The 12722-nt window shown below is 64.3% G+C and carries 13 protein-coding genes and 1 pseudogene; 4 read left to right on the plus strand and 10 right to left on the minus strand.

Going from position 1 to position 12722, the window contains the following annotated elements:
* Positions 1-26: 26 nt before the first annotated feature.
* Complete coding sequence (locus tag AR323_RS12785; RefSeq protein ID WP_057884368.1) at positions 27-1580, minus strand: amidase; 1554 nt, start codon at positions 1578-1580, stop codon at positions 27-29.
* Positions 1581-1723: 143 nt separating this feature from the next.
* On the opposite strand from AR323_RS12785, the gene AR323_RS12790 reads away from it, so the two are divergent.
* The 3 genes and pseudogenes from AR323_RS12790 to AR323_RS12800 all read left to right on the plus strand — a co-directional run bounded on the left by AR323_RS12790 (position 1724) and on the right by AR323_RS12800 (position 4341).
* On the plus strand, positions 1724-2428 hold the full coding sequence (locus tag AR323_RS12790) for an ATP-dependent Clp protease proteolytic subunit (RefSeq protein WP_057884369.1): 705 nt from the start codon (positions 1724-1726) through the stop codon (positions 2426-2428).
* Between the two features lie 182 nt (positions 2429-2610).
* On the plus strand, positions 2611-3876 hold the full coding sequence (gene clpX / locus AR323_RS12795) for an ATP-dependent Clp protease ATP-binding subunit ClpX (protein ID WP_057884370.1): 1266 nt from the start codon (positions 2611-2613) through the stop codon (positions 3874-3876).
* 10 nt (positions 3877-3886) lie between these two features.
* Positions 3887-4341 (plus strand): annotated as a pseudogene (locus tag AR323_RS12800) (AAC(3)-I family aminoglycoside N-acetyltransferase).
* A 113-nt stretch (positions 4342-4454) separates the two neighbouring features.
* Here AR323_RS12800 and AR323_RS12805 read toward each other — a convergent pair.
* The 9 genes from AR323_RS12805 to AR323_RS12845 form a co-directional block, all read right to left on the minus strand.
* On the minus strand, positions 4455-5024 hold the full coding sequence (locus tag AR323_RS12805; protein WP_057884371.1) for a fasciclin domain-containing protein: 570 nt from the start codon (positions 5022-5024) through the stop codon (positions 4455-4457).
* Positions 5025-5131: 107 nt separating this feature from the next.
* Positions 5132-5845, minus strand: coding sequence for an anti-sigma factor (locus AR323_RS12810; protein WP_057884372.1), 714 nt, complete (start codon positions 5843-5845; stop codon positions 5132-5134).
* Positions 5842-6405 (minus strand): sigma-70 family RNA polymerase sigma factor, encoded by a 564-nt coding sequence (locus tag AR323_RS12815; protein ID WP_057884373.1) that lies wholly within the window; start codon positions 6403-6405, stop codon positions 5842-5844. Before AR323_RS12815 ends, AR323_RS12810 begins: the two co-directional genes overlap by 4 nt.
* 61 nt (positions 6406-6466) lie before the next feature.
* Positions 6467-7060: a tetratricopeptide repeat protein gene (locus AR323_RS12820; RefSeq protein ID WP_057884374.1), complete on the minus strand. Its 594-nt coding sequence runs from the start codon at positions 7058-7060 to the stop codon at positions 6467-6469.
* On the minus strand, positions 7057-7977 hold the full coding sequence (locus tag AR323_RS12825; protein WP_057884375.1) for a cation diffusion facilitator family transporter: 921 nt from the start codon (positions 7975-7977) through the stop codon (positions 7057-7059). The genes AR323_RS12820 and AR323_RS12825 overlap by 4 nt, the downstream gene beginning before the upstream one ends.
* Before the next feature lie 4 nt (positions 7978-7981).
* A complete protein-coding gene (gene mtgA, locus AR323_RS12830; protein ID WP_057884376.1) occupies positions 7982-8650 on the minus strand; it encodes a monofunctional biosynthetic peptidoglycan transglycosylase in 669 nt (222 codons plus the stop codon).
* 52 nt (positions 8651-8702) lie between these two features.
* Positions 8703-10220, minus strand: coding sequence for a M28 family peptidase (locus AR323_RS12835; RefSeq protein WP_057884377.1), 1518 nt, complete (start codon positions 10218-10220; stop codon positions 8703-8705).
* 55 nt (positions 10221-10275) lie between these two features.
* Positions 10276-11163 (minus strand): RNA polymerase sigma factor RpoH, encoded by an 888-nt coding sequence (gene rpoH / locus AR323_RS12840; RefSeq protein WP_057884465.1) that lies wholly within the window; start codon positions 11161-11163, stop codon positions 10276-10278.
* A 142-nt stretch (positions 11164-11305) separates the two neighbouring features.
* Entirely contained in the window at positions 11306-12250 is a 945-nt protein-coding gene (locus AR323_RS12845; RefSeq protein WP_057884378.1) for an RluA family pseudouridine synthase, read from the minus strand.
* Positions 12251-12267: 17 nt separating this feature from the next.
* On the opposite strand from AR323_RS12845, the gene AR323_RS12850 reads away from it, so the two are divergent.
* Positions 12268-12663 (plus strand): Mov34/MPN/PAD-1 family protein, encoded by a 396-nt coding sequence (locus AR323_RS12850; protein ID WP_057884379.1) that lies wholly within the window; start codon positions 12268-12270, stop codon positions 12661-12663.
* Positions 12664-12722: the final 59 nt, after the last annotated feature.

Below are 12722 nucleotides of genomic sequence, written 5' to 3' on the forward strand. Positions count from 1 at the left end.
GACCGGCTCTGCCCCGCGTCGTCCGATCAGCGCTCGGCGGGAGCCCATCGCTTGAAGGATGGCGTCGGCAATGGCGCCGTTCGCGCCCTTTCGTAGGCCGCTCCAGCTTTCAGGATCGCGTGATCCTGCCACTTTCCACCCATGAAGCTCATGCCGACCGGCAGTCCCTCGACCGCGCCCATCGGCACCGTCAAGTGCGGGTACCCAGCGATCGCCGCGAGCGATCCGGCACCGATCCCGCCGGGAAAATTGTCGCCCCGGATGAGGTCGGATACCCAGGCCGGACCCGTCGTCGGCGCGACGAGGAATTCGACGCGGTGCTGCGCCAGCATGCGATCGATGCCGTCTTCGCGCGTCGCCTTAAGGTTCGCTTCGCGCGCGGCAACGTAAGCTGCTTCGTCGGTGGCGGTGAGCGCCTGTTCGAATAGGTCCTGTCCGAACCAGCGCATTTCCCTGTCCGCGTTCGCGCGATTGAAAGCGACCACCTCGGCGAGCAAATCCGGCATTGCGGGATCGCTCAGGGTGGCGAGGTACGCATCGAGATCACGGCGCAGCTCGAACAGAAGCACCGCGAGTGAGCGGCCCCAGAAGCCTTCGGGCCAGTCATGCTCGACATCGACGAGCACCGCGCCTGCATTCTCGAGGTCGCGCAGGGACTGATCGAACAATGCCGTCACGCGCGCGTCCGAGCCGACCTGCTCGCGCAACACGCCGATCCGGATGCCTTGCAAGCTCGCCTTGTCGAGGTCCTTGGCAAAGTCGGTGCGGTACCTGTCTGCATCGGCGGTAGCTGGATCGGCGGGGTCGCTTCCGGCGATCGCGGTCAGGAGCATCGCGGCGTCGGCGACCGTCCTCGCCATTGGTCCGGCGGTATCCTGCGTCGCGCTGATCGGGACCACGTGTGTCCGGCTGACTAGCCCGACGGTCGGCTTGAACCCGACGATCCCGTTGACGCTGGCCGGGCAGGTGATTGATCCATTGGTCTCGGTGCCGATTGCCGCCCAGGCGAACCCCGCCGCGACCGCAGCGCCGCTGCCCGACGACGAGCCGCAGGTGTTGCGATCGGTGGCATGCGGGTTCCGCGTCAGTCCGCCGACCGCGCTCCACCCGCTGGTCGAATCGTTCGAACGGATATTCGCCCACTCGCTGAGGTTGGTCTTGCCGAGCACGACCCCGCCGGATGATCGCAGGCGCGCGATCAGGGGTGCGTCCCGTCCGGGACTGTTCGATGAAAGGGCAAGGCTGCCGGCGGTCGTCGGCAATTCGCGCGTTTCGATGTTGTCCTTGACCAGCACCGTGCGCCCCCCGAGCGGGAGATTGCCGTCAAGCGCAGTGCGGATCTGCGCGGTTATGTCGGGCGCCAGCGCGATCACGGCGTTGATGCCGTCCTCGCCGCGATCGAATTGCACGATGCGGTAGAGGGCGCCGGCTGCCCATCCTTCCGGCACAGTCGTGCCCGGCTCGAAACCCGGCGGGAATGTTATCTTCGGGGGTTGGATGATCGCAACAGGCGGCTTGTCCTGGGCGGCCAGGATGGAAAGCGGCGCGGCGACGAGCGTCAGCGTGATCAGCGATTTCATGCCGATAATCTGGCATCATCCGCGCGCGAAGCAATGCGGCTCTTTAGCGCGGACAAATCGACCGATGAGGGTTAACCCCCTTGAACAAGCGGTCGCTACTCGCGACATAGGCCGCCGATACGAGACGGAAGGATGATTACCCCATGATCGATGTGTTCGGCGGCTACGGCGACACTTATGGCTCGCAGGGCCTGTTCCGGCGCGATGCCGCCACTGGCGCGCTCGTGCCGGTGGTGGTCGAGCAGACCAGCCGCGGCGAGCGCAGCTTCGATATCTTCAGCCGCCTGTTGCGCGAACGCATTGTCTTCGTGACCGACCAGATTGAGGACAACATGGCCTCGCTGATCGTGGCGCAGCTGCTGTTCCTCGAAAGCGAGAACCCGTCGAAGCCGATCAGCATGTATATCAACTCGCCCGGCGGCGTCGTGACTGCCGGCATGGCGATCCACGATACCATGCAGTACATCAAGCCGCGCGTTTCGACGGTCTGCATCGGCCAGGCCGCTTCGATGGGCAGCTTCCTGCTCGCCGCTGGCGAACCCGGCATGCGGATCGCGCTCCCCAATGCGCGGATCATGGTGCACCAGCCGTCGGGCGGTGCGCGCGGCATGGCATCGGACATCGAAATCCAGGCGCGCGAGATTCTGCGCATCCGCCAGAGGATGAACGAGCTTTACGTGAAGTACACCGGCCGCTCGCTCACCGAGATCGAGAAGGCGCTCGACCGCGACACTTTCCTCGAGGCGGAGGAAGCGATGAAGTTCGGCATCGTCGACAAGGTGTTCGAAACCCGTCCCGAGGGCGAGGCGAATACCGAAGCTGAAGGTTCGGGTGGCGCGCCGGAGTAATCGGCGCACACCGCCTTTTCGCGCCATCGGCGCCAGGCGTAGTATTTCGGCAACCGTGCCCTTTCAGCTTGCCGCAAGGCAGTTGTGCTAAGGCGCTATGAGTTGATTATCGCAAATCCGGCCTTAGGGTCGTCGAATCCCCATGGTCCATCTTCACCGGTGGCGGGTTCGGAAGCCAGGATATGACCAAGTTGAGCGGAACTGATAGCAAGAGCACCCTGTACTGCAGCTTCTGCGGCAAGTCGCAGCACGAGGTGCGCAAGCTCATAGCTGGGCCGACTGTGTTCATCTGCGATGAGTGCGTCGAGCTGTGCAACGACATCATCCGCGAAGAGACAAAGGCGGGCATCGCCGGGCGCAAGGAAGGCGACGTTCCGACCCCGCTCGATATCTTCACGACGCTGAACGACTATGTGATCGGGCAGGACCGCGCCAAGCGCGTGCTCTCCGTCGCGGTGCACAACCACTACAAGCGGTTGAAGCATTCCGGAAAGTCTGGCGAGGTCGAACTCGCCAAGTCGAACATCCTGCTCGTCGGTCCGACCGGTTCGGGCAAGACCCTGCTCGCGCAGACGCTGGCGCGGACGTTCGACGTTCCGTTCACGATGGCCGACGCGACCACGCTGACCGAAGCGGGCTATGTAGGCGAGGACGTCGAGAACATCATCCTCAAGCTGCTCCAGGCCAGCGACTACAATGTCGAGAAGGCCCAGCACGGCATCGTCTACATCGACGAGATCGACAAGATCACGCGGAAGGCGGAAAATCCCTCGATCACCCGCGACGTGTCGGGCGAGGGCGTGCAGCAGGCGCTGCTCAAGCTGATGGAGGGCACGACCGCCTCCGTTCCGCCGCAGGGCGGGCGCAAGCATCCTCAGCAGGAATTCCTGCAGGTCGACACGACGAACATCCTGTTCATCTGTGGCGGCGCGTTCGCGGGTCTCGACAAGATCATCGCCGACCGACTGCAGAAGCGTTCGATCGGTTTCGGCGCGCACGTTGCTGATCCCGACAAGCGCCGGGTGGGCGAACTTTTGCAGAAGTGCGAGCCGGAGGACCTCCTCAAGTTCGGGCTGATCCCTGAATTCGTCGGGCGCTTGCCGGTTATCGCCACGCTCAACGACCTCGACGTCGAGGCGCTGGTGCAAATCCTCAGCGAGCCGAAGAACGCCCTGGTCAAGCAGTATCAGAAGCTCTTCGAGCTCGAGGACGTCGACCTTACCTTCACCGACGACGCACTCGTGGCGGTCGCCGAACGGGCCATTCAGCGCAAGACCGGCGCGCGCGGCTTGCGCTCCATCGTCGAAGGCATACTGCTCGACACGATGTTCGACCTGCCCGACATGGAAGGCGTGACCGAGATCGTCGTCGACAAGGACGTGGTCGATGGCCGCAAGGATCCGGTACGCGTGATGGAGGGCAAGAAGGGCAAGGAAGCAGCCGCCTGATCGCGGGTCCATGCCTGGCGATGCCGCCATCGTCCGACTGACATCGAAGGACCTCGCGCCGATGCGCGGGGTCCTTTCGCTTTATGCGGCGGCTTTCGACGACCGCGAAACCTATCTGTCCGCTCAGCCCGACGATGCGTATCTGGAAAGCCTGCTAAGCCGCGACGACTTCATCCAACTGGCGGCTGCCGACGGAGCTGAAGTGGTAGGCGCTCTCAGCGCCTACGTGCTGCCCAAGTTCGAGCAGGCTCGCAGCGAAATCTACATTTACGACCTGGCGGTCGACCAGGCCCACCGCCGCCGCGGCATCGCCGAAGCGATGATTGGTTGTTTGCAGGAGATCGCGCGCGAAATGGGAGCGTGGGTCATCTACGTCCAGGCGATCACGAAGACGATCCGGCGATCGCGCTCTACACCAAGCTCGGCACGCGCGAAGACGTGATGCACTTCGACATCGCGCCTTAGGCTGCGACACCCATGCGATGCGGGTCACAAAAAGCCCCGTCCGGTCGGGTTGGACTTACCGGACGGGGCCCGAGTGGGCGCTACCCTGGCCAGGGTAGCGCCGGGGAAGGTCTTCAGGAGGGAAGGAAGACCCCGTCGGTCACGTGAATAACCCCGTTGGTCGCCTTCACGTCGGTCTGCGTGACCCGCGAAGTCCGACCGGCGGCGTCGGTGATCGCAACCGTGTTCCCATCGAGGCGGGCGGTCAGCGTCTGGCCCGCAACCGTCTTGATCTCATAGGAGCCACCGCCCTGACGGATCGCCTGGACAAGCTGCGCTGCCGGCACGCGGCCCGCGACGACATGATAGGTCAGCACCTTTGTCAGCGTGGGCTTCTGGGCAGGCTGCAGGAGGTTTTCCACCGTACCGCTCGGCAGTGCGGAGAACGCCGAATCGACAGGCGCGAAAACGGTGAATGGGCCGGGGCCGGAGAGAGTGTCGACCAAGTCAGCAGCCTTGACCGCCGCCACGAGCGTGGTGTGGACGCCGGTACCGACCGCGGTATCGACGATGGTCTTCTGCGCCATAGGCGCCGACTTGCTGCCGTGATTGTGCGCTGCCAGCGGTGCGCCCGCGGTGATGGCGAAAGCGCCCATCGCGGCGAGTGCGGCGAAAGACGCGGCTTTCAGCTTGGGGGAATGCATAGGTAGGTAACTCCTTGGCTCGGCAAGCCCCGTCCTGCTTGCGGTTGGAGTTACGCAGCGCCCAACGCTGCGGATGCAGCGCAGGGCATTTTTTTCAGGCTGAATTGTCAGACGCTGTCGAAAGCGCCTTCGGCAACGACCGGTCCGGCAGAGGCTTCGGGCGGCTTCCCGCCGAGCGGCTCCCGGGTAAGAACCATTCCGATGCCGTCGTGGATCAATGCTGCGGTGTCGGCGTCGAGAGGTACGCGCTTTTCCGCCCCTGCCTGAACGACGCCCAGCGAACGCAGCGTGCCTCCATCGTCCGGAACCAGCCACAATTCGTGGTCGTGTACACCGTCCGCAGTCAGGCCGCTTGCCGAAACCAGAAGTTCCTTCCGATCGGGAAGGTAGGTGACGCCGAGACGCAACGGGGTGTCGCCGATCGGGATCGACGCGACGAGCGGCGCTGCGGCGAGTTGCGGCGTCGAGCTTGGAGAAGTCCCCGTTTGCGGCACGAGAACGAGGGCGGCGAGGGCCGCGCAGGCGGCTATCGCCCCGGCGGCAGCGGTGCGCTGCCAGAACTGGACCTTGCGGCGCAGCGTCACGACTTCTCCGCCAGCCCCAGTATCGGCATCGATCGCGGCGACGATACGGGCAAACAGCTGTTCCGGCGGGGCAGTCTCGGCAATTCCGTCCAGCAGCGGCGCCAGCCGTTCTTCCCACCATTCGACTGCCTGCGCGAAAGCGGGATCGCTGGCGACACGACCGCGCGCGTCGAGCAGGTCCTGCCCCTCGAGCAGGCCGATGGCATACTCGGCTGCGAGGCGATCGTCCGCGGTCATTCGCTGGCCTCCAGACAAACCTTGAGCTGCGCCAACCCGCGCCGGATACGGCTTTTCATCGTGCCGAGCGGCACGCCGAGCCTGTCGGCCAGATCGGCGTAGGTAAAGCCACCGAAGAAGGCCTCGCGGATGCTGGACTTCTGGGAATCGTCGAGCGTGTCGAGACACTGGTGGATGCGGGCTGTCCCCTCTGCATCGATCATGACCTGCTCGGCCAGCGGGGAACCGTCCGCGACCTCGGCGGCCGATTCGATGGGTTCGGTCGGGCCGCGCGTGCGCAGGCGCCGCAGCCGGTCGATCGCGCGATTGCGTGCCAGTACGGCCACCCAGGTTATCGGACTCGCTCTCGCGGGATCGAACCGGTCGGCCCGGCGCCAGAGCGTGAGGTAGACGTCCTGCAAGGTATCCTCGGCTTCCTTTCGGTCACCCAAGATACGCAGGCAGATGCCGAAAAGCTTCGCCGAGGTCGCGCGGTAGACGTAATCGAGCGCCGACTTGTCGCCCGCGCCGATGCGGACGATGGCCGAAGCGAGGCGGGCACGGGCGTCGTCGGCGTTCACGCGCCCACCATCCAAAGGTCCGGCTTCGTGTGCAAGTCCGAATCGAGACCGTTCGCGCAATTCACGTCGATAATGCCGTCAATCGATCGCGCAGTTCGGCGATATCGATGCCAAGGGCGGATACGTCGGGTATTCCCTCCAGTTGCGGAAGCGCCCGTGCTGCGTATTTGGCCGCATCGTCGGCGCGTCGTGCGAGGTCGAAGACGAGCGCCTTCGCCGCGTCGAGTTGCGGGTCCGGGCCGAACACGCCTTCGTCGGGAAGCGCTTCCGAGATCGGCAGGGCCACTTCGAGCCTTTCGACCCGGCGGAACCATCCAACCAGGAAAAGGTAATCGACCGGCTGCACCGCGATGAAGTTCGGCTGTTCCAACTGTTGCTCGAGAGCGACTTCATAAGTATCGAGCGCCTGTTCGACCTGTCCCAGCGCCAGGTTCGCCAAGGCAAGAAACGAACGCGCCCGCACCGTTTCGTGAACGTCTCCGATCTCGACCGCGCGAGTCAGCAGGTCGCGAGCGACATCGGGGTGGTTCCGGATCAGGTGATACCCTTGCAGCGAAAGGTGCTGTGCCTTCTGCGTTCGGGACCGTTCGATGCGGCGCTCGAACTCCGCGGCAATTTCGTCCGACCACTCGGTGTTGCGATACCATTCGGTCATTTGTGGTCGTGTCCCAATCCGCAATCCGAGCCATTCTCGATCTGCACGGTCGAATGGCAGATGCCGAAGTCGTGATCGAGCGTGTGCGAAAGGTCCCGCAAGAATGCGTCGCCGGGATGACCGCCTGGAATCACGAGATGGGCGGTAAGCGCCGCCTCGGTCGTGCTCATGGGCCAAATGTGGAGGTCGTGTACCGCCGTCACGCCAGGCAATCCGGCAAGATGGGCGCGAACCGCACCCTCGTCGATGTGCCCAGGCACGGCGTTGAGAGCGAGCTTGAGGCTGTCCTTTAGCAGGCCCCACGTCCCCCAGGCGATGACGAGCACGATGACCAGGCTCGTCAGCGGGTCGATCCAGTGTGCTCCCGTCATCAGGATCGCTGCCCCTGCCACGACGACGCCCAAGCTCACCAGCGCGTCCGCGGCCATGTGCAGGAAAGCGCCCCGAATATTGATGTCGTGTTTGCGTCCGCGGAAGAAGAGCAGGGCGGTGCCGGCATTGATCAGGATGCCGACGCCCGCAACGATCATCATCGTTCGGCCTTCGACGGCAGGCGGCTGGTCGATCCGCTGCAGGGTTTCGAAAGCGATCCCGCCAATCGCCACCAAGAGCAGTCCTGCATTGGCGAGGGCGGCAAGAATCGTCGAACTCTTGAAGCCATATGTGAAACGGCCTGCCGCCGGGCGCCGCGCAAGGACGCTTGCGCCCCACGCAAGAGCGAGGCTGAGCACATCGGAAAGATTGTGCCCCGCGTCGGCGATCAGCGCCATCGATCCCGACAGGAATCCGGCGACAGCCTCCACCCCGACGAATGCAAGGTTTAGGACGACCCCGATCGCGAAAGCGGGGCCGTAGTTGGCAGGGCTGTGGGAATGGCCGTGGCTGTGGCCATGGTCGTGCGAGTGCCCCGCGCCCATCAGGTCAGCCGTAGATGCACGTATCGAGCCCGTCACGCCGCACGACCCCGATGCGCGCGGCGATCGTGTTGCCGTAGCGGCGGGTGAAGCCCGTGGGGTTGTTCACCGAACGCTCTTTGGGAAGCGGCAGGGCAGCGGCCATGCGCGCCGCCTCGGTCCGCGACAGGCGATTGGCCGAATGGTTGAAATAGCGTTGGGCACCGGCTTCAGCGCCGTAGGTGCCGATGCCGGTTTCAGCGACGTTGAGATACACCTCCATGATCCGTCGCTTGCCCCACAGCTTTTCGATCAGGAAGGTGAACCAGGCCTCGAAACCCTTGCGGATGTATCCGCCGCCTTGCCAGAGGAACACGTTCTTGGCGGTCTGCTGGCTGATCGTCGAGCCGCCGCGTATGAGGCCGCCTTCCATGTTGCGCCTGAGCGCCTCCTCGATCGCCTCGCGGTCGAAGCCGTCGTGCGTGCAGAACTTGCCGTCCTCCGCCGCGATCACCGCGGATACCAGGTTGCGATCGATGTTCGACAGCGGCTCCCAGTCCTTGGTTATGCCATTCGGATCGAACAGCATCGTCGCGGTGACCGGCACGGGGACGACCCTATAGACCAGCACCAGCGCAAGGCTGAGCACCAGGAACCCGACGAACAGTTTGGCGAGAAGCTTTGCGAACCGGAGCATTGCGAACGGTTGCTAGGGGTATCGACTCGCGCGGGCAAGCGTGCGCGCAGCCTTACCTTAGGGGCGCCAGCGGGCTGGCCGGGTTCCAGGCGGGCGGTGCGTCCTGGTTCGCGACGCGATCGACGAGCGCGTAGAAGAAGCGATTGAACTCGGCCGCGGCCTTCCAGTCGATGGCCTGGTGCACGTCGTCCTGCGGACGGTGGTAGCCGGTCCGATACCACTGGCGGTAGATCGCCTCGCTCTTGCTTCCGGGTTCGTATCCAAAGACGAAGTTCACGCCGGGGATTCCCGCTTGCAGGAAAGGCCAGTGATCGGTCCGGCGCAGCAGGTTGCGCTCGGGCTCAGGGTCGTCCTGTACGCGGATTCCGCGCTCGCTCGCGACGGCCTCGGCATCGCGGCCGAGCGAGGTATCGGTCCGCGCGTGAACGGTAAGGACGTCGAGGGGAAAGATCGGCCGCAACTGGTCGAGGTTAATCACGCCCGCGATCTTTTCGAGCGGTACGGTGGGACGCTCCACGAAGGCGCGCGATCCGTGCAGCCCTTTCTCCTCGCCGGTCCATATTCCCAGCACGACGGGACGGCGATAGCCCTTACCTTCCCTCGTTTCGGCAAGATGCAGGATCAGCGCCACATAGGCCGCATCGTCGAGCGTGCCGTTGTACAGGGCATCGCCATCGACCGACCGGCCGAACCCGTAGCCGTCAAGGTGCGCGCTCAGCACGGTCGCCTGGTCGGCCAGCGCCGGGTCGCTTCCGGGAAGCAATCCGATGACGTTGGGGGATGAATACTGCGCAGTGCGGGTCGTGAATGTCAGCTTCGCCGAACCGCCATCGAACGAAGGAAGGGGAAGGCCGGCTGCTCCGTCCGACACGAGCTTTGGCGATCGACCCTGATCGACGAGCTTGCCGAGAGCGTCTGCGTTTACCGTCATGTCGATGAAGGTGTCGCTGCCCTCGTCCTGTCCCTCGCGCAGGACGCGGCGGGCATAGGCGAACGGCCAGCGCGGCGGCTCGACGATAAAGCCGGGATCGGCGATTTCAGCGATGCCGGCCGCACCTGCCGCACGCAGCGCCGCCCTGCGCTCCGCGACAGTCGGAAATCCTTCCCGGCGGACACCGTGGCAGATGACCAGTTTGCCCCGCACGTCGCCCAGCGCTTCGGCTCCGCAATGTCCGCGATATGCGAGCGGAAACTCGGCATATTCCGGCAAGTTGGCGTGTGGCGCCACGACAAATTCGCCAAGGAAATCCAGTGCGCCGCTCGGGCCTGTGAAGGTGGCATCGGTGACCTCGCGCTCGCTGAAGGCGATGCGCTGAAAGAACGTCCCGTTATCGCCCAGCGGCTGTAAGCCTGCTGCCGCCATCCGTTCTGCGACGAGGCGGGCGGCCCGTTCGTAGCCCCCGGAGCCGGTGTCGCGCCCTTCCATTGCGTCGGTCGACAGCTCGGTGGTGAGGGACCACCACTTGCGGGAATCTTCGTCGACGGGGCCGGAATTCGAGCCGGGCGGCGCATTGCCGACCAGCAGCATCATGGCGCAGCACGCTGCAGCCAACGAAGGGAACCTGTTCATGGTCCCGGTCTAGCGGAAGAAGCGGGCGAGACGATAGTCCCGCCCGCTGATACTGTTACGCGGGTGAGGGCAACAGCCGCTCTCCGGCGATGCGCTGCATCGCCTTCTGCAGCTTTTCAAATGCGCGCACTTCGATCTGGCGAATGCGTTCGCGGCTGACGTCGTACTGCTGCGACAGTTCCTCGAGCGTCTGCGGGTTGTCCGTCAGGCGCCGTTCGGTGAGGATGTGCTTTTCACGCTCGTTGAGGCTGTCCATCGCCTCGACCAGCATCTCATGACGCATCGTCGCCTCTTCGACCTCGGCAGTGGTTTCGTCCTGGAGCGGACGGTCGTCCATCAGCCAGTCCTGCCATTCGCCGGAGCCTTCCTCGGCGCCGCGCATGGTGACGTTGAGCGACCCGTCGCCGCCCATCATCATGCGGCGGTTCATGTTGATCACTTCCTGCTCGGGCACGCCGAGGTCGGTCGCGATCTTGGTCACGTCGTCGGGGTGAAGGTCCGAATCCTCGTAGGCTTCGAGTTCCTTCTTCATCCGGCGAAGGTTGAAGAAAAGCTTCTTCTGCGCCGCGGTCGTCCCCATTTTCACGAGCGACCACGAGCGGAGGATGAATTCCTGGATCGACGCCTTGATCCACCACATCGCATAAGTCGCGAGGCGAAAACCGCGATCGGGTTCGAACTTCTTGACGCCCTGCATCAGGCCGACGTTGCCCTCGGAAATGAGGTCGCTGACCGGCAGGCCGTAGCCGCGATAGCCCATGGCGATCTTGGCCACGAGCCGCAGGTGGCTTGTGACGAGCTGGGCCGCCGCTTCGGGGTCCTCATGCTCGGCATAGCGCTTCGCGAGCATGTATTCCTGCTCGGGCGTCAGAATCGGGAATTTCTTGATCTCGGCAAGATAGCGGTTGAGGCTCTGCTCACCGCTGAGCGCCGGGACAGACATCTTCTTGGTATTGTTCACTTCTACCCTGACCTTTCCTGCATCACCCCATTTACCGGGACCCCTGCTGGGCATCTCGCGTTCGGGGCACGCTTCGATCCATATAGGATATCTGCACTGCCAAGCGCAGTGCTTTTCGTCGATATCAATGTGCTATCCGGTCGATTAGTTCCGCCATCTCGGTGGGCAGTTCGCTTACGAAGACGATGTGCCTACCAGTGACCGGGTGCACGAACCCCAGGCTTGCCGCATGAAGCGCCTGTCGGCGGAATTCGAGGTCCGCGAGAACGGGGCGCAAGGGAGCGGGCGTTCGTCCGTACACAGGGTCTCCCAATAACGAATTGCCGATTGACGCAAGGTGAACCCTGACCTGATGCGTGCGCCCGGTTTCGAGCCGGCATTCTATCAGCGCGGCGTGAGCGAATGTCTGCAAGGTGCGATAGTGGGTGACCGCGTGCTTGCCGCGCGGCGACTTGTCGTGAAGCACCGCCATCTTCTTGCGATCGGCGTCGGAGCGACCGATTCGGGATGATATGGTCCCCGAAGGCGGCTTCGGTTGGCCGCCCGTCACCGCGAGATAGGTCCGTTCGATCGAGTGATCGGCAAACTGCCTGGCAAGCCCCTCGTGCGCGGCGTCGCTCTTCGCCACGACCAGCAGGCCCGAGGTGTCCTTGTCGATCCGGTGGACGATGCCGGGGCGCAAGGTGCCGTTGATGCCCGACAGCCGCCCCGCGCAATGGTGCAGCAGGGCATTGACGAGCGTCCCGTCGAGGTTGCCCGCTGCCGGATGGACCACTAGTCCGGCCGGCTTGTCTATGACGATGAGATCGTCATCCTCGAACACAACGACCAGCGGTATGTCCTGTGCCTGCGTATCGAGCGGAGCGAGGGGGGGAAGGACGATCGCAAAAGCCTCTCCGCCCGTCACCTTGGCGGATCCGCTGGCTGCGACCTTTCCGGCAACCGAGACCGCGCCGTCCGCGATCAGGGCCTTGATCCGTTCCCGCGAAAGTCCGCTTGCATCGGCCAAGGTCTTGTCGAGCCTGCCCGCACTCGCCAGCGTGCCGTTGATGATTTCCGCATCCCCCATCGCTAGGGAGATGGGCGATGATCATCGAAGTCTCAAGCGCGCACGTGGAGCGACTGCTGGCGGAAGCCCGCAATACGCTGCCGCGTGAGGCCTGCGGCCTGCTCTTGGGGAATGGCGCCCAAATCGAAGAAGTGCGCGTCTGTCGGAATGTCCACCCCCAGCCCGAAACGCACTTCGAGATTGATCCGCAGGCGCTGATCGAAGCACACCGCGCTGCGCGAGTGGGCGGACCCCAGGTCTTGGGCTACTACCATTCCCACCCCGCTGGCCCGCCCGAGCCTTCTTCGACCGACCGCGCGCATGCCACCGGCGACGGCAAAGTGTGGGCGATCGTCGGCGAAGGGAGGGTCGGCTGGTGGCGCGACACGCCTGAAGGGTTCGAAGCGCTTTCCTACGAGCCGCCCGGTCGCTAGGACGGCGCGCATGTCGTTTCACGCGCTCCCGACCGAAACCTGTTTGCGCAAGGTGTGGG

Source organism: Tsuneonella troitsensis (assembly GCF_001441535.1).
Taxonomy (GTDB): domain Bacteria; phylum Pseudomonadota; class Alphaproteobacteria; order Sphingomonadales; family Sphingomonadaceae; genus Tsuneonella; species Tsuneonella troitsensis.